Origin of the sequence: Aeromonas sp. Y318-3 (assembly GCF_027706185.1) — a bacterium.
Lineage (GTDB): Bacteria > Pseudomonadota > Gammaproteobacteria > Enterobacterales > Aeromonadaceae > Aeromonas > Aeromonas veronii.
The window spans coordinates 63441-83325 of the sequence record NZ_JAPDCN010000011.1 but is presented as its reverse complement, the minus strand read 5'-3'; the positions used below and the strand labels follow the sequence as shown (position 1 = coordinate 83325).

Here is a 19885-nt window from a genome sequence, read left to right as displayed (position 1 = left end):
CTCACACCCCCACTTGCAGGAACTCTTTGGCGATGGCCCGGATCTCTTCGGCGGATTTGCCATCCGGCTCGATCTCCATCACCGACAGTCCCTTCTCTTCGCTGTCGTCATAGACGTTGCGGCCATAGGTGATGGCGTTCAGGACGTCGACACCGAACGAGGAGCAAACCTCTTTCGCTTCCAGAATGCGTTTTACCTGATTGGGCAGGGCGGGGCACTGGGTCAGCACTACGGCTGCATTGAGGGTCGGGTTGACCATCTTGCAGGTGGTGATGAGATCTTCCATGTGGGGCAGGGTCTTGAGGTCGCGGCGTTTCGGACGCAAGGGGATCAGGGCGTGGGTGGCGACAGCCATAGTGGAGCGCAGTGCCCGGTTGTCTTGCCCGCCGCAATCGACGATGACGTAGTCGTAGCGGTTTTTCAGGCTGAGCAGGTCGTTGCGAATATTGCCATAGAGCTGTACGCAGTTGATTTGTGGCAGCTCCGGGTTGTCGTTGCGCTCCTGAATCCAGTCAGAGGTGGTTCGCTGCGGGTCGCAGTCGACCAGTAACACCTCCCCCTGAAATTGGGATCTGAGGTAGACCGCCAGATTTTGTGCCAAGCAGCTCTTGCCACTCCCCCCCTTCTCTCCACCGACCAACAAGATCATGACGTTCCCCTATCCATGAGAAAACCGCTGATTTCAGTATAGGAGGGGCCAGTCTCATCACAAGGCGAGAGGAGTGATGCTCCTCTCGTTGTTTCGACTAGTAATGAACGCTGCCTCCCTGCCAGCGGCAGACATAGTCAGGCACCAGCATCTGGGGGGCCTTGTCGACATGGCATACCACCATGGGCATGGCAGGGGCTCCTTCAGCCTGACTGAGGGTGGGGAGCGCAGAGAGCAGCAAAGTCGCGAGCAACAGCATGGGTTTCATTTTCATAACAACTCCTTGGTAGTGCCATTCCTGTGTGATCTGGATCACTTTCTGAGTTAAGTCGAGGTTGGCGCCAGTGCAAGGTGAGACGAATAAATTCAATTAATGAAAAAAGTATCAAAAGGCGTTGTGGTGACCGACGAGGATAGCTGCCCACCTTGATGCGGACTTTGTGCATATTAAGTTGAACCGCACAAAGAGGTGGTGACTGATGAGGCCGAGCCTGATGGGGTTGGCATCAATGCCATGATCTGGAACAAGAAAAGATTTATGCAGTGAATGTGGTCGATGTGAGTATTTATTTCTCCCGTGCTCCTCCCGTCACGGCGATGTATTCAATACTTAGGGAGTAATATTCAAATTATATTTGTAAAGTTATTTATAGTGATGATTTTTAACAGTTTTTGTTATTTTCATTTAATCACTCCAGTGAACTGGCATGAATAAAAAATGAATCAACCTGAAATATAGCAGGGTGGTTTTGCATGGTTATTCGGTGCGATTTGTTTGGAAAATGCGCAATTTGCTACCGGGGTCATAGATTGGATGGTGAATATATTCAGTTCTGAGTGAATGTGATCAATGTCTAAGTTTGTCGTGATTCGCAGGGCTAACCTCGGTCTCGAAAGGCAAGGGCAGGATAGAACATAAGCCGATTACCCTACATAAAGAATATCCCGCCTTAGCCACGAGCATGAATAGAAGGAATCTATTCAATCACTCGCAGGGACCACTGCTAGACGGAATATAATCATGAGCAAATTTTATGTAGGTTCTGAAGTTGGCCAATTGCGCCGTGTCATGTTGCACCGCCCCAACCTCAGTCTGAAGCGTCTGACTCCTTCCAACTGCCAGGATCTGCTGTTCGATGACGTCCTGTCTGTTGAACGCGCCGGTCAGGAGCACGACAAATTCGCTCAGGTACTGCGCGATCAGAATGTCGAAGTTTTCCTGCTGACCAATCTGCTGGCGGAAACACTTGATGTGCCGGAAGCCAAAACCTGGCTGCTGCAACATCAGGTCTCCGACTACCGCCTCGGCTCTTCTTTTGCCAACGACGTGCGCTGCTTCCTGGCTGACATGCCGCACCGCGAACTGGCCCGCATTCTCTCCGGCGGCCTGACTTACTCCGAGATGCCCTACAGCGGCGTCAACATGGTAGTGGGCATGCACGCTCCGACCGATTTCATCATCGAGCCGCTGCCCAACCACCTCTTTACCCGTGACACCTCCTGCTGGGTTTACGGTGGCGTCTCCATCAACCCGATGGCCAAGCCGGCTCGTCGCCGCGAGACCAACCATGTGAAGGCTATCTACCGCTGGCACCCGATGTTTGCCGGTCAGGACTTCATCAAGTACTTCGGTGACGAGGAGCGTGACTACGACAACTCCACCATCGAGGGTGGCGACGTACTGGTTATCGGCCGCGGCGCCGTGCTGATCGGCATGTCCGAGCGCACCACCCCGCAAGGTGTCGAGCACCTGGCTCGCAGCCTGTTCAAACATGGTCAGGCCAAACAGGTCATCGCCATGGAGCTGCCGAAACACCGCAGCTGCATGCACCTGGATACCGTTATGACCCATATGGATGTCGATACCTTCTCCGTCTATCCAGAAGTGATTCGCAAGGACGTGCAGTGCTGGAGTCTGACTCCGGGCGGCGCCACCGGCATGAACATCAAGGAAGAGGGTTACTTCGTCACCGCTATCGAGAAAGCACTGGGCGTGGATCAGCTGAAGATCATCACCACTGGCGGTGACAGCTTCGAAGCCGAACGCGAGCAGTGGAACGACGCCAACAACGTACTGACCGTACGTCCCGGCGTGGTGGTGGGTTACGAGCGCAATACCTACACCAATGAGAAATACGACAAGGCCGGTATCACAGTTCTCTCCATCCCGGGTGATGAACTGGGCCGTGGCCGCGGCGGTGCCCGCTGCATGAGCTGCCCGATGGAACGCGACAGCATCTGATGAGACGGCGTGGCGCTGGCAGAAGCTGGCGCCACACAGAACCAAACTCGAGATTAACCACTATGAAAAAACCAACTGTCGTCGTCGCTCTGGGTGGCAATGCACTGCTCCGTCGTGGTGAGCCACTGGAAGCGGATATCCAGCGCAAGAACATTGCAACTGCCGCCAAGACCATCGCCCTGATCGCTCAGGAGTACAACGTGGTGCTGGTGCATGGCAACGGCCCGCAAGTCGGCCTGCTGGCCCTGCAAAACAGCGCCTACACCAAGGTATCCCCCTATCCGCTGGATGTGCTGGGTGCCGAGTCCCAAGGCATGATCGGCTACATGCTGATCCAGGAGCTGAAAAACCTGATGCCGAGCCGCAACGTCACCGCGCTGCTGACTCAGGTGCAGGTCGATCCCAAGGATCCGGCATTCGCCAACCCGACCAAATTTATCGGCCCTGTCTACGAAGAGGCTGAAGCCCGCACTCTGGCAGAAGAGAAGCGCTGGGTGGTCAAGGCTGACGGCAAGTTCTTCCGCCGTGTAGTGCCGTCCCCGCTGCCCCAGCGCATCGTCGAAGGCGACGCCATCGAAACCCTGATTGCCCAAGGCCACCTCATCATCTGTACCGGTGGTGGCGGCATCCCTGTGACCTGGGATGGCCAGAGCCTGACCGGTATCGAAGCCGTCATCGACAAGGACATGTCTGCCGCCTATCTGGCCAAGCAGATCAAGGCCGACGCCCTGCTGATCCTGACCGATGCCGATGCCGTCTATCTGGATTGGGGCAAACCGACCCAGCACCCGCTGCGGGTCACCAGCCCGGACGAGCTGGCCGGGGTCAAGTTCGATGCAGGTTCCATGGGGCCGAAAGTCGAAGCCTCCTGTGAATTTGTCAAAGCGACCGGCGGCATGGTTGGCATCGGCTCGCTGGAAGATGGCCTCGCCATCCTCAAGGGTGAAGCCGGCACCAATATCGTCGCCACCCGCACCGTACATGCGTAATTACCGATATCTGTACTGAGAATGCGTAGTCAACACTACTGCCCGAACTGGTCTGAAACATATATAGAGAGAACTCATCATGGCTTTTAATCTGCGTAACCGTAACTTCCTGAAACTGCTGGACTTCACCCCGCGCGAAATCCAATACATGATCGACCTGGCCATCGACCTGAAGAAAGCCAAATACGGTGGCTACGAGCGCAAGCATCTGGTCGGCAAGAACATCGCCCTGATTTTCGAGAAAACCTCCACCCGTACCCGCTGTGCGTTTGAAGTTGCGGCCTTCGACCAGGGCGCGCAGGTCTCCTACCTTGGCCCAAGCGGTTCCCAAATCGGTCACAAGGAGTCCATGAAGGACACCGCCCGTGTACTGGGTCGCATGTATGACGGTATCGAATACCGCGGCTACGGTCAGGAGATCGTGGAAGAGCTTGGCGCCTACGCCGGAGTCCCGGTCTGGAACGGTCTGACCAACGAGTTCCACCCGACCCAGATCCTGGCCGACTTCATGACCATGCTGGAGCACGGCAAGGGCAAGCGTCTGGATCAAATCAAGTTCGCCTACCTGGGTGATGCCCGCAACAACATGGGTAACTCCCTGATGGTCGGCGCCGCCAAAATGGGCATGGACATCCGTCTGGTCGCGCCGAAAGCCTTCTGGCCGGAAGAGGAGCTGGTTGCCAAGTGCCGCCTGATCGCCGAAGAGACCGGCGCACGCATCACCCTGACCGAAGATGTGAAAGAGGGTGTGCTGGGTGCGGACTTCCTCTACACCGACGTCTGGGTATCCATGGGTGAAGCGAAAGAAGCCTGGGATCAGCGCGTCAAACTGATGACTCCGTATCAGGTCAACATGGATGTCATCAACGCCACCAAGAATCCTGATGTGAAGTTCATGCACTGCCTGCCGGCGTTCCACAACGACGAGACCACCATGGGCAAGGAAGTGGCTGACAAATATGGCATGAAAGGCCTGGAAGTGACCGAGGACGTGTTCGAATCCGAGCACAGCATCGTGTTCGACGAGGCCGAAAACCGGATGCACACCATCAAGGCAGTGATGGTTGCTACGCTGGGCGACTAAGGTCGCAGTAGTGGTGCCGGGGGGCGACCCCCGGCTTTTCGACCATGTGACAGCGGCATAATACCTCTAACCCTACAACCCGCAGCCTGCATGGATACCACACCCACAGAAGGAAGCTGGACCATGACCAAATTCAAGTTCCCGTCAGCCTACACGATACTGTTTGTGCTGATCGCCCTGGTGGCCGCCCTGAGCTGGATAGTGCCGGCCGGCAAATATGAGATGACCATGAACGAAGCCCTCGGCAAAGAAGTGCCGGTGGCGGGTACCTACAAACTGGTGGAGGGAAATCCCCAGGGGATCGTCGACGTGCTGCTGGCACCTATCGATGGCCTCTACAACCACGACACCTATGAGGCAGGCGCCATCGACGTCTCCCTCTTTATCCTGATCATCGGTGGTTTTCTTGGCATTGTGACCAAGACAGGTGCCATCGATGCCGGTATCGAACGTGTGACCGACCGTCTGCGTGGCCGTGAAGAGTGGATGATCCCGATCCTGATGGCGCTGTTCGCCGCAGGCGGCACCATCTACGGGATGGCCGAAGAGTCGCTGCCGTTCTACACCCTGCTGGTGCCGGTGATGATGGCCGCCCGCTTCGACCCTGTGGTGGCTGCAGCAACCGTATTGCTGGGTGCCGGTATCGGTACTCTCGGTTCCACCATCAACCCGTTTGCGACCGTTATTGCCGCCAACGCCGCGGGTATCTCCTTCACCGACGGTATCTGGCTGCGCGTTGCCATGCTGGTCGCCGGTTGGCTGCTCTGTGTTGCTTACGTCATGCGTTACGCCAAGATGGTGCGCAGCGATCCGAGCAAATCTCTGGTGGCTGACAAGTGGGAAGAAAACCGTGCCCACTTCCTCGGCAACAAGAGCGACCAGATGCTGGAGTTCACCCTGACCCGTAAAATCGTGCTGGGTATCTTCGTCGCTGCCTTCGCCGTGATGATCTACGGTGTGGCCGTGCTGGGCTGGTGGATGGCGCAGATCTCCGGTGTGTTCCTGGCTGCCGCCATCATCGTTGGTCTCATCTCCCGCATGAGCGAAGAGGAGCTGACCTCCAACTTTATCGACGGTGCCCGCGACCTGCTGGGTGTGGCGCTGATCATCGGTATCGCCCGCGGTATCGTGGTGGTAATGGATAACGGCATGATCACTCACACCATTTTGCACAGTGCAGAAGGGATCGTGACTGGCCTCTCCACCATCGTCTTTATCAACGTGATGTTTGTGCTGGAAGTGGTGCTCTCCTTCCTGGTGCCGTCCTCCTCCGGTCTGGCCGTACTGACCATGCCGATCATGGCGCCGCTGGCCGACTTCGCCAACGTGGGCCGCGATCTGGTGGTGACTGCTTACCAGTCTGCCTCCGGTCTGGTGAACCTGGTGACCCCGACCTCCGCCGTGGTCATGGGCGGTCTGGCCATCGCCAAGGTGCCTTATGTGCGCTGGCTGAAGTGGGTGGCTCCGCTGCTCGGTATCCTGACCGTGCTGATCGTGGTCTGCCTGAGTCTGGGTGCCGTGCTCTCCTGAGGGATAACAAGCAAGATGAAACGGGAGCCTGCGGGCTCCCGTTTTTTATGGGCGCAAGAGGTGATGGGCACAAAGTAGCAGGCAACAAGAAGGCGACCCGCAGGTCGCCTCGATGCATTCGATGGAAGGGGTTAGCGGGCCTGCGCCAGCGTGCGCACCACGGCGGCATGGGCCTGTCGGGTGCGGCTGATATGGCGCGGCGCGACCAGCACCACGTCATTGCCTGCGACGGCGCCCATGATCTCGGGATTGGCGTTGCGATCCAGCAGGCGAGCCACCACGGTGGCGGCCCCCGGAGTGGTGTGGATCAGCACCATCTGCTGGTTGTGTACCACTTCGCGCACCATGTCGTGGATCGAGCGGGTGCTGCCGGCGGGTTCCAGCTGCTCATCGACCAGGGTGTAGACCTTCTTGCCGTTGGCATTCTGGGCCTTGGCGACGCCGAGACGGCGCAGCAGGCGGGAGATGGTGGACTGGCTGATGTCGGCAAAGCCGCGCTCCGACAGCTCGCGGCGGATCTCTTCCTGGGTGCTGTAGCAGTGCTGACCGATGATCTGGCGACAGGCATCCAGCTGGGCCAGATCGGGCTCTTGGGCAACGGGACGACTGAGGGTTTTGACCACGGCGAATTCCTTTGATGATGACCGGAGGTAAACGCGCGATATCTGCCATAGCAGTCAGTTATCAGGTAAAAACACTGATAATCTATCTATATGCAGGGAATGAGCGGGCATTACCATCTTGCGATGGCAAATTATAGCTGACTGGAAATTTGGTGATGTGACAGGGTTCAAAAATGGGCCCCGCGGGGCCCAATCAGATATCAGTAACGCTCGCTGACGATGTCCTGAGTGAAGGACTTCTCGCAATATTTGCACTTCATCCGTACCACGCCTTTCACTTCGCGCACCCGGAAGTAGCTGTCCACCGGCTCGTTGTGGGAGATGCAGTTGGAGTTGGGGCAGTGGAACACCCCGGCGATGAACTCCGGCAGCTCCAGCTGGTGCTTCTTCACCACATTGAAGTCTTCGATGATGTTGACGGTCGCTTTCGGGGCGAACAGCGCCAGCTGGTTGGCTTGTTGCTCGGTCAGGCGGGTGTTCTCAATCTTGATGAGATCCTTCTTGCCCAGCGCGCCGGATTTCAGGTTGAAGCCGACGGTGATCCGCTCCTGGGTTTCAACCAGCTGGAACAGCTTGAGGATCTTGATGCCCTGGCCAGCGGGGATGTGATCGATGACGGAGCCGTGACGGATGGCTTCGACTTGCAGTTGGTTCTTGTCAGACATGATATTCCCCTAAGCTCAGACAGTTTCGTTCAGTACCAGTGCCAGCAGCGCCTGGCGTGCATAGACCCCGTTCTCCGCCTGCTGGAAGTAGCAAGCGTGGGGAGTCTTGTCGACCGCCACATCGATCTCGTCGACGCGGGGCAGGGGATGCAGGATCTTCATGGTGGGCTTGGCCCCTTCCAAGGTTGCCAGCTCCAGAATGAACTTGGCGGCCATGTGCTTGTATTCTGTCTCGTCGAAGCGCTCTTTCTGGACGCGGGTCATGTAGAGGATGTCCAGCTCCGGCATCACCTCTTCCATGGTCTGGTGGACGCTGAACTGGATACCCTTCTCTTCCAGCTCTTCGCAGATGTAGTCCGGCATCGCCAGCGCTTCCGGGGAGATGAAGAAGAAGCGGCAGTTGAACAGGCTGAGGGCCTGGGCCAGCGAGTGCACGGTGCGGCCATATTTCAGGTCACCGACGAAGGCGACGTTGAGGTTGTCCAGACGGCCCTGGGTCTCATGGATGGTGAACAGGTCGAGCAGGGTCTGGCTCGGATGCTGGTTGGAGCCGTCGCCGCCGTTGATGACCGGCACGCGGGAGAACTCGGAGGCCAGACGGGCCGCGCCCTCTTTCGGGTGGCGCATCACCACCGCATCCGAGTAGGAACCGATGATCTTAATGGAGTCAGCCAGCGTCTCGCCCTTCTTGGCGCTGGTGTTGCCACCGTCGGCGAAGCCGATGATGTTGCCGCCAAGGCGCTGTACCGCGGTCTCGAAGGAGAGGCGGGTGCGGGTGGAGGCTTCGAAGAAGCAGCTGGCAACCAGCTTGTCTTTCAACAGGCTGGTGTCAGGTTCAGCCTTCAACCGTTGTGCGGTTGAGACTACCAGTTCCATTTCTGACCGGGTCAGGTCCGAAATGGAGATGACATGTTTCTTATAGAGTGGATTGGTCATCGTCTGCATTCCCTTTGACATCATTGGAGGTTTTTCGGGCACAAAAAAAAGCCCCTGAAACAGGGGCTTTTTTTAAAAATAACTGGGGATCGTTGGGGTGGGAACCGGAAACAACGGGACCGCTCTGGTGCGCACCACCCGTCTGCAAGGCTGTTTTCTGAATCAAAAACTGCATCGTTTCTTCCCGACCTTTTTCAAAACCGGACAGATTATAGGGCCGCTTTTTTAATTGTCAAAATTTTATTTCCGATGCCAATTTCAGCATGAAAAACGTTTAAGTGGCGGAAACATGACGACAAATCCACACCTTGTGCGTCTCTTGCAGCGATTCCCCATCGCGGGCCATGGCGCGCAAATAACCGAGTCTGTGGTGTCCTTCCAGCAGGCAGTAGGGTTGCGGCAGCGGTTGCCCGTTCGGGTAGCAGGCTCCCTCCTCCGGCGCCAGTACGATGACAGGTTCGGGCCAGGTGCCGTCGTTCAGCATCTTCTCGCCGAGCCAGGAGCGGCGCACATAGCGATTGCTGCGCAGCATCTCGCCCCAGCGCTCGATCACCTCCATATGGCGGGAGTCCACCTGATCCACCAGCTGCGCGGTGGGCCAGCTTTCACAGGTGAACTGATGGCTGGCGAGATCGATAAAGCTCCAGTTGGACTCAAAACCGCGCCAATGGCGGTAAATCCACTGGGAGAGCACATTTTCAGGAATAAAGGGCACCAGTGGTGCGACCCGTTCAAGATAGGCGGGCAGGGACTCTGTTTTGCGTTCATCCCTGAAGTTGAGGGGCGCCAGTTGTTGGAGCAGTCGGTAATTGAGCATAAGTGGCCTCCCGGTACCTGATTTCACCCTACCCCCATTTATGTCCCATTCCTACCCCGGCAGGGCTGCAAATACAGCAAGTTATCCCGCTTTGCTGCACAAACAAGCGCGACTTGTTCGGGATTTGTGCAATCGCATCGAAAGCGTAAAAAAAGCCTTTACCTTTGATCTCCACTTTGTATACTACGCCTCGTTTGTTGCAGGGGCGTAGTTCCAATTGGTAGAACAGCGGTCTCCAAAACCGATGGTTGCGGGTTCGAGTCCTGCCGCCCCTGCCATTTTCAGAAAGGCCAGTTCATTGAGCTGGCCTTTCGCATTTCCGGCGTTCGCCAATTTATCCCTCTCTCCTTTCTCTTCTCCTTCTTGCCGCCAGCCCTCGGTGACTGTGGCCACATTGATCTCGATGTCTGCCGCAAGAGCGTTCAATGTGCAGCAACCCGCTGTTTCAGGACGGTGACCAGCCGCTGGTGGCGGGCGGGGAGCGGCCACTCGGCGCGGTAGATCAGCCAGAGGGTGTCGATCACTTCAATGCTGCTCTGGATCACCCGGATCTTCTCCTGCTGGGCAAAGGCGGTGACGGCGAAGCGGGGCAGCACGGTAAAGCCGAGGCCGCGGGCGACCGGCTCCAGGATCATGCCGATCTGGTTGGTAAAGCCGCGCAGGGGGATCTCGTCAACGCGCTGGCCGGGGTAGCGTCGTCCCAACAGGCGCTGAGCCATGCTGCGGCCATCCGGATGGTCGATAAAGCCGAGCTGACAGAGGTGCTGCCAGCTCTGCTCCTCGCCATCGTTGGGCACCACCAGACAAAGGGGTTCGCGGGCGAAGGGCTCGGTGGTAATGCTGGGGTGCTCCGGCGGCTGATCCACCAGTCCCAGATCGCTGCGCCCCGCCAGTACCGCCTGCACTATGTCGGGGGTGGGGGCGAAGCGGTGCTGGATAGTGAGTCCGGGGTGCTCCTGTTGCTGGTCGAGCAGCAGGGGATAGAGCAGCAGACCGATGCTACCCGGGGTGGACAGGGTGATGGCGCCGCGGTGAGGGTCATCGTCAGAGAGGCGCGCCCGCAGCTGTTCGGCGGCCTGCGCCTGCTGGCGGGCGAAGTCGAGCAGCACCAGCCCGCGCGGAGTGAGCTCCAGCTGACGGGGCTTGCGCAGCAGCAGGGTGCCAAATTCGGCCTCGAGGCGCGAGATATGCTGACTGACGGCGGCTTGGGTGAGATCCAGCCGCTCGGCGGCACGGGTAAAATTGCCGGTTTCATGCACCACCACCAGGGTGTGGAGCCAGAGCGGATTAACCATAAATTTAATTTATGCCTTCCATTAGTTTGACATTATTTTTCATTATGTCGCCCCTTCCTATCATGTCACCTGTTTCCCACACACAATTTCAAGGTGACTTATGACTTACCCGCGCAACTTCTCCCACATCGGCATCACGGTGACTGACCTCGACAAGGCAGTCGAGTTCTATAACAAGGTGATGGGTTGGTATCTCATCATGCCGGCGACCACCATCAGCGAGGATGACTCCGCCATCGGCGTGATGTGCAACGACGTGTTCGGCCCGGGTTGGGGTTCTTTTCGCATCGCCCACCTCTCCACCGGCGACAAGATTGGCATCGAGCTGTTCGAGTTCCCCAACAGCGAGCGCCGTGAGAACAACTTCGAATTCTGGAAGACCGGGGTGTTCCACTTCAGCGTGCAGGATCCGGATGTCGAGGGGCTGGCGGCGCGCATCGTCGCAGCGGGCGGCAAGCAGCGGATGCCGGTGCGCGAGTACTACCCGGGCGAGAAACCCTACCGCATGGTCTACATGGAAGATCCCTTCGGCAATATCGTCGAGATCTACAGCCACAGCTATGAGCTGACCTACTCCGCCGGTGCATATCAGGGGTAAGTGACAGGCCGCCTTCGGGCGGCCTGCTGCTTTGTTGTTACAAGAGTCAGTAGCATGGAATAGCGATCTGGTTCACACGAATAGCGCGTTCTGTTGTTGATAGATGGGAAAATATACAGATTCACTAAAGTCTGTTCATATTGCGGCCGATAGCCTTTGATACATCAGGGTTTTCCCTGCCTGACACAACAACAAGGATTCGTCGTCATGACCCTCTCTCTGCGCGGCAAGCTGCTGGCCACCAGTCTTGGCGTAGTGCTGCTGATGGCATCACTGCTCGGCATCGTTGCCTTTCACACCCTAAAATCCCGCACCATGAGCGCCATCCAGAGCGAGGCGGTCAACTATGGCCACGCCTACTCGGTCGCCATCGGCGAATGGATGACGGATCGCAAGAACACCGTCCATGCGCTGGTCAACCTGATCAGCGATAACCCCCAAGCCGAACTGGTGCCCCACCTGAAGCAGGCCTACACCTCCGGCGGCTTCGGCCTCACCTATTTTGGCTCCGCGCAGGGGGTGATGACCCGGCAGGACCCCTCCCTCAATACCGGCAACTATGACCCGCGCGAGCGCCCCTGGTATCAGGATGCAGTGAAGGCGGGGCAGCTGATCGTCACCGCCCCCTATGTCAGCGTCACCATGCAGAAGCTGGTGGTCACTCTTTCCGAGCCGGTGCGCCATCAGGGGGAGCTGGTCGGTGCCGTGGGGGCCAACCTAGCGCTCGATAAGCTTATCGACGAAGTGCTGGCGATGAAGGTGCAGGGTGAGGGCTACGCCATGCTGCTCGACAGCAGCGGCCTCATCGTCGGCCATCCGCAGAAGGATTTGGCGCTCAAGCCCATCGCCGAGCTGGCGCCGGGACTCTCTGCCGCCACCTTCCAGCAGTGGGGCCGCGAAAACAGCGAGCTGCACGCCGCCACCCTCGACGGGCGGGATGTGCTGCTGGCAGTACAACCGGTGCCGGGCACCGACTGGCTGCTGGCCATGGTGATGTATCGCGATGTGCTGGAGGCGCCGCTCAGCAGTCTGCTGTGGGAGCTGGTGGGGCTGACCCTGGTGCTGATGCTGGTGTTCAGCGCCCTGCTCACCGCCACCTTCAAATACCTGTTCGCCGATCTCGGTCGGGTCGCGCACGCCCTGCACGACATTGCCCACGGCGAGGGGGATCTCACCGTTCACATCAACACTCACAGCAAGGATGAGGTGGGTCAGCTGGCCCAGAACTTCAACCAGTTCGTGGCGCGGCTGCACGGTATCGTCAGCCGGTTGCGGGATGTGACCGTCGAGCTGGCGGCACAGTCTCGCGCTCAGGCGGCCGGGGCGCAGGCCCGCAGTCAGAGGGTGCGCCAGCAGCAGGATGAGATCGTGATGGTGGCGACCGCGGTGACCGAGATGGCTTCCGCTACCCAGGAGATCGCTGGCAACGCCGAGTTTGCCGCCACTACCGCCACCGATGCGGTCGCACTGGCGGTCGCCGGTCAATCCCAGGTTGGCCAGAGTCAGCGCAGCATTACCGGTCTGGCGGACGAAGTGGCCGATGCCAGCCAGATCATCAACGAGCTCGACAGCCATGCCCAGAAGATCAGCGGCATACTGGCGACCATCAGCGGCATCGCCGAGCAGACCAACCTGCTGGCGCTCAACGCCGCCATCGAGGCGGCCCGGGCCGGTGAGCAGGGCCGAGGCTTCGCGGTAGTGGCGGACGAGGTGCGGGTGCTGTCGCGCCGCACTCACGACTCCACCGACGAGATCCAGCAGATGATCGAGACCCTGCAGCAGACTACCCGTCGCGCCGTGGGTGGCATGGAGACCAGCCGTCAGCTGGCGGGTACCAGCGTCGAGGATGCGGAAGCGGCCAACCAGAGCCTTGCCCGGATCAACGAGGCGATCGGCTCCATCAGCGACATGGCGACCCAGATCGCCGCAGCGGCCGAGGAGCAGACTTCGGTGACCGGCGAGATCAGCCGCAATACCGAGAATATCCGCCACGTCTCGCAAGAGCTGGCCGAGCAGGCGGGCAACGAGGCGGCGCAGGCGGCCGAGCTCAAGTCGCTGACTGAGCGGCTGGAGCAGGAGATCGGCCGCTTCCGGCTCTGACATCCCGCCACGCCAGCAACAGAAAGGGCAGCCCGCGGGCTGCCCTTTGTTATTTCACGACTGGCTTAAGGGGTCTGCTTGACCCAAATCAGCTGGTCGGTAGCAAAGCCCAGCGACTTCGCCTTGGCGACCAGCGCATCCACCTTCGCCTTGGGCGGGTTGGGGGAGCGGGAGAGGATCCAGAGGTAGTCGTGGTTGTAGCTGGTCACCAGCGAGAGCTGGTAATCGGGGTCGAGGTCGATGACGTTGTAGCCGCCGTAGAAGGGGCCGAAGAAACTCACCTTGAGCCGCGCCTCGTCCGGGTTGCCGACGAAGTAGGCCTTGCCCTCGGCTTCGCGCCAGCTGCCATCGCTCTGCTTGCCGCGGTTGAGCACCTTGACGCCGCCATCGTCCCGCAGGCTGTAGGTGGCGCTCACCTGCTCCAGCCCCCGCTCGAAGCTGTGGTCGAGGCGGGCTATTTCGTACCAGGTACCGAGGTAACGATCGAGCTGGAAGCCGGTAACGGGGCGGATGCCGTCGGCAATCCCGGTACAGGCCGTCAGCAGCAAAGCGGTGAACAGGCAAAGCAGTGAACGCATAAGTAATCCCTCTCTTGTTATCCCTCGATGATGCGCAGCTGGCCATCCCGGAAGCGGGAGGCCTGATCCGTCGGCGTGCTGCCGAAAAAGCGCTTGTACTCCCGGCTGAACTGGGAGTTGCTCTCGTAACCGACTCTGGCCGCCGCGGTGCCCGCCTTGATGCCGTCGTGCAGCATCATCATCCGCGCCTTGTGGAGGCGAAACGACTTGATGTACTGCAGCGGCGAGGTGGCAGTGACCGCCTTGAAGTGGTGGTGAAAGGCGGAGACGCTCATGTTCACCTCCCGCGCCAGCTCCTCCATGGTGAGGTTGTCGGCATAACGGGACTCTATCATACGCAGCACCCGGGCGATCTGGCCCACATGGTTGTGGCGATTGGCGAGCGCTTGCAGCGCCGGGCCGCCCCCCTCGGTGAGGGCGTGGAACAGCATCTCCCGCACCGTCTGCGGCCCCAGTACCCTGGCGTGCAGCGGGTTGTCCATCAGCTCGATCAGTCGCTCGGCAGCGCAGAACATGGTTTCGGACAGGGGGACCGAGTGGACGCCGCTCTTTTGCGGCGCGGGGGCGGGCAGGGCATCGCCAAGCTCCAGCAGCAGCTCTTGCAGGGTGACCAGATCGATCTCGATGGTAAAACCGATAAGCGGCTGCTCGGGGGAGGCGAAGCACTCGCACTCGCAGGGCAGCGGCAGGGTCATCAGCAGATAGTGGTTGGGGTCGTAGCGAAACACTTGATCCGCCAGATAACCCACCTTGTGTCCCTGCAGGATAACGATCATCCGCGGTTGGTAGAGCACCGGGGTGCGGCCATGGTGCTCGGTGGTATAGATGAGGTTGACCTGTTTCACCGGTGATGGGGTGATGCCGGGGGCGGTGACGTGGCGGGTCAATCTGGTTGCGAGGTCGCTGTAACGGTTTTGCATGGGCGCTCTTTGACTGGACAGTTCCAGTTTTTGCTGCTTTGTAGAAATAGGCAAGAATCAAGCAGGATGTTGTCTTGATGGTAGGGTTGTTCTGGAGAAAAATGCAATCACGATTTCGCGGCCAAGCCGCCCTGACTATCAGAAGAAGGCAATGTCGATGAACAACTTTACTCTCCATACCCCGACCAAAATCCTGTTCGGCCAAGGGCAGATCGCCCAGTTGCGCGAGCAGCTCCCGAGCGATGCCCGCGTCATGATCACCTATGGCGGCGGCAGCGTGGTGCGCAGCGGCCTGCTGGAACAGATCCGCAACGAGCTGGCCGGTACGACCCTGTTTGAATTTGGCGGCATCGAACCGAACCCGGCCTACGAGACCCTGATGGGCGCCGTGGAGCTGGCCCGTGCCGAGCGGGTCGACTTCCTGCTCGCCGTTGGCGGTGGTTCCGTGCTCGATGGCACCAAGTTTATCGCCGCTGCCGCGCACTACGATCTGGCCAAGGATCCCTGGCACATTCTCGAGACCGTCGGCAGCGAAGTGCGTTCCGCCATCCCGCTCGGTTCTGTGCTGACCCTGCCGGCGACCGGTTCCGAAATGAACATGGGTGCCGTCATCACCCGTCGCAGCAGTGGCGACAAGGTGCACTTCTTCTCGCCGTTCGTGATGCCGCGCTTCGCCGTGCTGGATCCGGTGCTCACCTACACCCTGCCCGAGCGTCAGGTGGCGAACGGGGTGGTGGATGCTTTCGTCCACATCGTGGAGCAGTACCTCACCTATCCGGTCAACGCCAAGGTGCAGGATCGCTTCGCTGAAGGCTTGCTGCTGACCTTGATCGAAGAGGGCCCCAAGGCGCTGGCCGAGCCGCACAACTACGAGGTGCGCGCCAACATCATGTGGAGCGCCACCATGGCGTTGAACGGCCTGATCGGCGCCGGTGTGCCGCAGGATTGGGCCACCCACATGCTGGGTCACGAGCTGACTGCCCTGCACGGCCTCGACCACGCCCAGACTCTGGCGGTGGTGCTGCCCGCCCTGCTGCAGGCCAAGCGCAAACAGAAGCATGCCAAGCTGCTGCAATACGCAGAGCGGGTGTGGGGTCTGAGCAGCGGCAGCGAAGCGGAGCGCATCGACGATGCCATCGCCGCGACCCGCGACTTCTTCGAGCGGATGGGGGTCAAGACCCGACTGCGCGACTACGGTCTGAAAGATCTGGGTATCGACACTCTGATCGGCAAGCTGGGGGAGCACGGTATGACTGCCATCGGTGAGCACAGCGACATCGATCTGGTGCAGAGCCAGCATATTTATGAAGCGGCCTGGTAAGGGCCGCCAATCGGCGCCAAACGGGCGAAACGATTGAATTGCCGGGGCCCTCTCCCGCCTTCTGGCGGCTGAGCGGCCCCGCTTTTGTTGGGAAAATGTTACTTTTCGGCGTTTCGCCGCGAGAAGTGAGACGAAAGCGGATTTCGTAAGAACAAAAAACGCTAAGATAGAGGGCCGGTAAAACATTTTTTTTGACTGGTTGGATCACTTTTTTCAGCCGTTTTTGCTGGTATAAGCCTCTAATTTGGTTTGTTTTTTTTAATCGTAGCCAGGGATGGGCTGAATTCTGTACGAGTGCCGTCGGGACTGCGGTTGTAATAAAACTCCAAAATTTGATACTAATCACCTTCGCGCCTGAAAAGCGGGGGCCTGACCATGACAGGAGGTTGAGGTAAAGCCTACTGATTTTCATAACAAAGAGCCCTGGACCTGCACTTTGGTCATGTCTTGTTTCGTCAGAAGTGAGACACTGGGCAGCGATTGTTTATTAACCATCAGGGAATAGTCATGCAGATTGGAATACCGAGAGAGAGTCTCGCCGGTGAGACCCGGGTCGCAGCGACCCCGGCTACCGTCGAGCAGCTGAAAAAGCTCGGCTTCGAGGTCGCCATCGAGACCGGCGCAGGCCTGTCGGCCAGCTTCGATGATGCCGCCTTCGAGGCTGCCGGTGCCAGCGTGGTGCCGAATGTCTGGCAAGCCGACCTTATCTTCAAGGTCAATGCGCCGACCGATGCCGAGATCGCACAAATTAAAGATGGCGCCACTCTGGTGAGCTTCATCTGGCCTGCCCAGAACCCTGAGCTGGTCAAGAAGCTGTCCGAGCGCAACATCAATGTGATGGCGATGGATATGGTGCCGCGGATCTCCCGTGCCCAGTCCCTAGATGCCCTCTCCTCCATGGCCAACATCGGTGGCTATCGCGCCGTGGTTGAAGCTGCGCACCAGTTCGGTCGCTTCTTCACCGGTCAAATCACCGCAGCCGGTAAAGTGCCGCCCGCCAAGGTACTGGTGATCGGTGCCGGTGTGGCCGGTCTGGCTGCCATCGGTACTGCCGGTTCCCTCGGTGCCATCGTGCGTGCGTTCGATACCCGTCTGGAAGTGGCCGAGCAGATCGAATCCATGGGTGGGGAATTCCTCAAGCTGGACTTCGGTGGCGAAGACGGTGCATCCAGCGATGGTTACGCCAAAGTCATGTCCGATGAGTTCATCAAGGCCGAGATGGAGCTGTTCGCCCAGCAGGCCAAAGAGGTGGACATCATCATCACAACCGCCCTGATCCCGGGCAAGCCGGCTCCCAAGCTGATCACCAAAGAGATGGTCGACAGCATGAAGCCGGGCTCCGTCATTGTGGACATGGCCGCTCAGGCTGGCGGTAACTGTGAATACACAGTGCCGGGCGAACTGCATGTCACTGCCAACGGCGTCAAGGTGATCGGTTACACCGATCTGCCGGGTCGCCTGCCTGCCCAATCCTCCCAGCTCTACGGTACCAACCTGGTCAACCTGATGAAGCTGATGTGCAAGGAGAAGGACGGCAACGTTGCCATCGACTTCGAAGACGTGGTTCAGCGCAACATGACGGTGATCCAGGCCGGTGAAGTGACCTTCCCGCCGCCCGCCATCTCCGTCTCTGCCGCTCCGCAGAAACCGGCCGCCGCCAAACCGGCCGCCAAGAAGGAAGAGGCCAAGCCCTCCAACAAGAAGTTCGTGTTCGGTGCCCTCGGCATCGCCGCCTTCGGCTGGATCGCCTCCGTTGCCCCGGCTGCCTTCCTCTCCCACTTCACCGTATTCATCCTGGCCTGTGTGGTCGGTTACTACGTGGTGTGGAACGTCTCGCACGCCCTGCATACGCCGCTGATGTCGGTCACCAATGCCATCTCCGGCATTATCGTGGTCGGTGCCCTGCTGCAGATCGGGCAAGGGTCGACCCTGGTCACCGCGCTGGCGTTCATCGCCGTGCTGATTGCCAGTATCAACATCTTCGGCGGCTTCACCGTCACTCAGCGCATGCTGAAGATGTTCCGTAAGGATTAAGGGGGTTTAACGTGTCTCAAGGACTGGTAACAGCATCCTATATCGTTGCCGCCGTGCTCTTCATCCTCAGTCTCGCGGGACTGTCGAAGCAAGAAACGGCCAAGCATGGCAACCTGTTCGGCATCGCGGGTATGGCTATCGCCCTGCTCGCTACCGTATTCAACCCGGAGACCAGTGGTGTTCACTGGATCATCCTGGCCATGGTGATTGGCGGTGCCATCGGCGTGCGTCTGGCACTCAAGGTCGAGATGACCGAGATGCCCGAGCTGGTGGCCGTGCTGCACAGCTTCGTGGGTATGGCGGCAGTGCTGGTGGGCTTCAACAGCTTCATCGATCTGCACCCCTCTGCCCCTGCTGAGGTTGTCGTCTCCGTCGGTTCCAATCTGGATGCCACGCTGGCAGCCGCCCGTGCGGCGTTCGAGCAGGCCAACAGCGTTGCTCAGGTCGAGCACCTGACCGGCGCCATGCTGAACATCCATCTGGTCGAGATCTTCCTGGGCGTCTTCATCGGTGCCGTAACCTTCACCGGTTCCGTGGTTGCCTTCGGCAAACTGCGCGGTCTGATCTCCTCCAAGCCGCTGATGCTGCCGCACCGCCACAAGCTGAACCTGCTGGCCGTGGTCGCTTCTCTGGCGCTGATGGTCTACTTCGTCAACGCCGGTGGCTCCACCTTCGCCCTGCTGGTGATGACCTTGATCGCCTTCGCCTTCGGCTGGCATCTGGTTGCCTCCATCGGTGGCGCAGACATGCCGGTGGTAGTCTCCATGCTGAACTCCTACTCCGGTTGGGCGGCAGCGGCGGCGGGCTTTATGCTCTCCAACGACCTGCTGATCGTCACCGGTGCCCTGGTGGGTTCCTCCGGTGCGATCCTCTCTTACATCATGTGCAAGGCGATGAACCGCTCCTTCATCTCCGTGATCGCCGGTGGCTTCGGCTCCGATGGCGTGGCCTCCACGGCTGATCAGGAGATGGGCGAATACCGCGAAACCAGCGCCGAGGAAGTGGCTGACCTGCTGAAGAACTCCAGCTCCGTCATCATCACCCCGGGCTACGGTATGGCGGTGGCGCAGGCCCAGTATCCGGTGGCTGAAATCACCCAGAAGCTGCGTGACCGCGGCGTCAAGGTGCGCTTCGGTATCCACCCGGTTGCCGGTCGTCTGCCTGGCCACATGAACGTGCTGCTGGCGGAAGCGAAAGTCCCGTATGACATCGTGCTGGAAATGGACGAGATCAACGACGACTTCGCCGATACCGATACCGTGCTGGTGATCGGTGCCAACGACACCGTCAACCCGGCCGCGATGGAAGATCCGGGCAGCCCGATCGCCGGTATGCCGGTACTGGAAGTGTGGAAAGCGCAGAACGTCATCGGCTTCAAGCGCTCCATGAACACTGGCTATGCCGGTGTCCAGAACCCGCTGTTCTTCAAGGAAAATACCCAGATGCTGTTTGGCGATGCCAAGGCCAGCGTCGAGGCAATCCTGAAAGCACTGTAAGTGCCATT

The 19885-nt window shown here is 59.2% G+C and carries 19 protein-coding genes and 1 tRNA gene; 10 read left to right on the top strand and 10 right to left on the bottom strand.

Annotated elements, in window-relative coordinates; all coding sequences use genetic code 11:
* Position 1: 1 nt before the first annotated feature.
* Together OKB77_RS15620 and OKB77_RS15615 are read right to left on the bottom strand one after the other, a co-directional pair.
* Positions 2-649, bottom strand: a complete 648-nt coding sequence (locus OKB77_RS15620) for an AAA family ATPase (RefSeq protein WP_005339716.1) — start codon at positions 647-649, stop codon at positions 2-4.
* 97 nt (positions 650-746) lie between these two features.
* Complete coding sequence (locus tag OKB77_RS15615) at positions 747-923, bottom strand: hypothetical protein (protein ID WP_005339717.1); 177 nt, start codon at positions 921-923, stop codon at positions 747-749.
* A 747-nt stretch (positions 924-1670) separates the two neighbouring features.
* Between OKB77_RS15615 and arcA the strand changes: the two genes are divergently transcribed.
* The 4 genes from arcA (at position 1671) to OKB77_RS15595 (ending at position 6494) form a co-directional block, all read left to right on the top strand.
* On the top strand, positions 1671-2891 hold the full coding sequence (gene arcA / locus OKB77_RS15610) for an arginine deiminase (protein WP_043850716.1): 1221 nt from the start codon (positions 1671-1673) through the stop codon (positions 2889-2891).
* Between the two features lie 62 nt (positions 2892-2953).
* Positions 2954-3880, top strand: a complete 927-nt coding sequence (gene arcC / locus OKB77_RS15605; protein ID WP_270817945.1) for a carbamate kinase — start codon at positions 2954-2956, stop codon at positions 3878-3880.
* A gap of 79 nt (positions 3881-3959) precedes the next feature.
* Entirely contained in the window at positions 3960-4964 is a 1005-nt protein-coding gene (gene argF, locus OKB77_RS15600) for an ornithine carbamoyltransferase (protein WP_005339721.1), read from the top strand.
* Positions 4965-5087: 123 nt separating this feature from the next.
* Positions 5088-6494: a YfcC family protein gene (locus tag OKB77_RS15595; RefSeq protein WP_005339725.1), complete on the top strand. Its 1407-nt coding sequence runs from the start codon at positions 5088-5090 to the stop codon at positions 6492-6494.
* Positions 6495-6625: 131 nt separating this feature from the next.
* Here OKB77_RS15595 and OKB77_RS15590 read toward each other — a convergent pair whose 3' ends face one another.
* From OKB77_RS15590 to OKB77_RS15570, 5 genes are all read right to left on the bottom strand, one after another.
* The gene (locus OKB77_RS15590) at positions 6626-7117 is read right to left on the bottom strand and encodes an arginine repressor (RefSeq protein WP_005339728.1); all 492 of its coding nucleotides are present in this window, start codon (positions 7115-7117) and stop codon (positions 6626-6628) included.
* 200 nt (positions 7118-7317) lie between these two features.
* The gene (gene pyrI / locus OKB77_RS15585) at positions 7318-7782 is read right to left on the bottom strand and encodes an aspartate carbamoyltransferase regulatory subunit (protein ID WP_005339730.1); all 465 of its coding nucleotides are present in this window, start codon (positions 7780-7782) and stop codon (positions 7318-7320) included.
* A 15-nt stretch (positions 7783-7797) separates the two neighbouring features.
* Positions 7798-8718 (bottom strand): aspartate carbamoyltransferase, encoded by a 921-nt coding sequence (pyrB, locus tag OKB77_RS15580; protein WP_005339735.1) that lies wholly within the window; start codon positions 8716-8718, stop codon positions 7798-7800.
* Positions 8699-8893: a hypothetical protein gene (locus OKB77_RS15575; protein WP_013724188.1), complete on the bottom strand. Its 195-nt coding sequence runs from the start codon at positions 8891-8893 to the stop codon at positions 8699-8701. Before OKB77_RS15575 ends, pyrB begins: the two co-directional genes overlap by 20 nt.
* A 99-nt stretch (positions 8894-8992) precedes the next feature.
* Positions 8993-9535, bottom strand: coding sequence for a hypothetical protein (locus tag OKB77_RS15570; RefSeq protein WP_265776094.1), 543 nt, complete (start codon positions 9533-9535; stop codon positions 8993-8995).
* 201 nt (positions 9536-9736) lie between these two features.
* Between OKB77_RS15570 and OKB77_RS15565 the strand changes: the two genes are divergently transcribed.
* A tRNA-Trp gene (locus OKB77_RS15565) sits at positions 9737-9813 on the top strand.
* Between the two features lie 144 nt (positions 9814-9957).
* Here OKB77_RS15565 and OKB77_RS15560 read toward each other — a convergent pair.
* Positions 9958-10830 carry a LysR family transcriptional regulator gene (locus OKB77_RS15560; RefSeq protein WP_265776095.1) on the bottom strand — a complete coding sequence of 291 codons (873 nt, stop codon included), beginning with the start codon at positions 10828-10830 and terminating at the stop codon, positions 9958-9960.
* A 100-nt stretch (positions 10831-10930) separates the two neighbouring features.
* On the opposite strand from OKB77_RS15560, the gene OKB77_RS15555 reads away from it, so the two are divergent.
* Together OKB77_RS15555 and OKB77_RS15550 are read left to right on the top strand one after the other, a co-directional pair.
* Positions 10931-11428: a lactoylglutathione lyase family protein gene (locus OKB77_RS15555; protein WP_265776096.1), complete on the top strand. Its 498-nt coding sequence runs from the start codon at positions 10931-10933 to the stop codon at positions 11426-11428.
* 207 nt (positions 11429-11635) lie between these two features.
* The gene (locus OKB77_RS15550; protein WP_005357549.1) at positions 11636-13528 is read left to right on the top strand and encodes a methyl-accepting chemotaxis protein; all 1893 of its coding nucleotides are present in this window, start codon (positions 11636-11638) and stop codon (positions 13526-13528) included.
* Positions 13529-13593: 65 nt separating this feature from the next.
* On the opposite strand, the gene OKB77_RS15545 is transcribed toward OKB77_RS15550, so the two are convergent.
* Both OKB77_RS15545 and OKB77_RS15540 read right to left on the bottom strand, forming a co-directional pair.
* Entirely contained in the window at positions 13594-14106 is a 513-nt protein-coding gene (locus OKB77_RS15545) for a lipocalin family protein (protein WP_005356301.1), read from the bottom strand.
* A gap of 17 nt (positions 14107-14123) precedes the next feature.
* The gene (locus OKB77_RS15540; RefSeq protein ID WP_005339751.1) at positions 14124-15026 is read right to left on the bottom strand and encodes an AraC family transcriptional regulator; all 903 of its coding nucleotides are present in this window, start codon (positions 15024-15026) and stop codon (positions 14124-14126) included.
* 157 nt (positions 15027-15183) lie between these two features.
* Here OKB77_RS15540 and yqhD point away from each other — a divergent pair, with 157 nt between their 5' ends.
* The 3 genes from yqhD to pntB all read left to right on the top strand — a co-directional run bounded on the left by yqhD (position 15184) and on the right by pntB (position 19877).
* Positions 15184-16347, top strand: coding sequence for an alcohol dehydrogenase (gene yqhD / locus OKB77_RS15535; RefSeq protein ID WP_265776097.1), 1164 nt, complete (start codon positions 15184-15186; stop codon positions 16345-16347).
* 507 nt (positions 16348-16854) lie between these two features.
* Complete coding sequence (gene pntA, locus OKB77_RS15530) at positions 16855-18381, top strand: Re/Si-specific NAD(P)(+) transhydrogenase subunit alpha (RefSeq protein WP_040070064.1); 1527 nt, start codon at positions 16855-16857, stop codon at positions 18379-18381.
* A gap of 11 nt (positions 18382-18392) precedes the next feature.
* A complete protein-coding gene (gene pntB / locus OKB77_RS15525; RefSeq protein WP_005339759.1) occupies positions 18393-19877 on the top strand; it encodes a Re/Si-specific NAD(P)(+) transhydrogenase subunit beta in 1485 nt (494 codons plus the stop codon).
* Positions 19878-19885 lie beyond the last annotated feature (8 nt).

Coding starts and splice junctions, on each gene's coding strand:
- OKB77_RS15620 (WP_005339716.1), bottom strand. CDS start 649: ATGATCTTGTTGGTCGGTGGAGAGAAGGGGGGGAGTGGCAAGAGCTGC.
- pyrB (WP_005339735.1), bottom strand. CDS start 8,718: ATGACCAATCCACTCTATAAGAAACATGTCATCTCCATTTCGGACCTG.
- OKB77_RS15560 (WP_265776095.1), bottom strand. CDS start 10,830: ATGGTTAATCCGCTCTGGCTCCACACCCTGGTGGTGGTGCATGAAACC.
- argF (WP_005339721.1), top strand. CDS start 3,960: ATGGCTTTTAATCTGCGTAACCGTAACTTCCTGAAACTGCTGGACTTC.
- pyrI (WP_005339730.1), bottom strand. CDS start 7,782: ATGTCTGACAAGAACCAACTGCAAGTCGAAGCCATCCGTCACGGCTCC.
- OKB77_RS15555 (WP_265776096.1), top strand. CDS start 10,931: ATGACTTACCCGCGCAACTTCTCCCACATCGGCATCACGGTGACTGAC.
- OKB77_RS15570 (WP_265776094.1), bottom strand. CDS start 9,535: ATGCTCAATTACCGACTGCTCCAACAACTGGCGCCCCTCAACTTCAGG.
- OKB77_RS15595 (WP_005339725.1), top strand. CDS start 5,088: ATGACCAAATTCAAGTTCCCGTCAGCCTACACGATACTGTTTGTGCTG.
- OKB77_RS15615 (WP_005339717.1), bottom strand. CDS start 923: ATGAAAATGAAACCCATGCTGTTGCTCGCGACTTTGCTGCTCTCTGCG.
- OKB77_RS15575 (WP_013724188.1), bottom strand. CDS start 8,893: ATGCAGTTTTTGATTCAGAAAACAGCCTTGCAGACGGGTGGTGCGCAC.
- yqhD (WP_265776097.1), top strand. CDS start 15,184: ATGAACAACTTTACTCTCCATACCCCGACCAAAATCCTGTTCGGCCAA.
- pntA (WP_040070064.1), top strand. CDS start 16,855: ATGCAGATTGGAATACCGAGAGAGAGTCTCGCCGGTGAGACCCGGGTC.
- OKB77_RS15550 (WP_005357549.1), top strand. CDS start 11,636: ATGACCCTCTCTCTGCGCGGCAAGCTGCTGGCCACCAGTCTTGGCGTA.
- OKB77_RS15540 (WP_005339751.1), bottom strand. CDS start 15,026: ATGCAAAACCGTTACAGCGACCTCGCAACCAGATTGACCCGCCACGTC.
- OKB77_RS15545 (WP_005356301.1), bottom strand. CDS start 14,106: ATGCGTTCACTGCTTTGCCTGTTCACCGCTTTGCTGCTGACGGCCTGT.
- arcA (WP_043850716.1), top strand. CDS start 1,671: ATGAGCAAATTTTATGTAGGTTCTGAAGTTGGCCAATTGCGCCGTGTC.
- arcC (WP_270817945.1), top strand. CDS start 2,954: ATGAAAAAACCAACTGTCGTCGTCGCTCTGGGTGGCAATGCACTGCTC.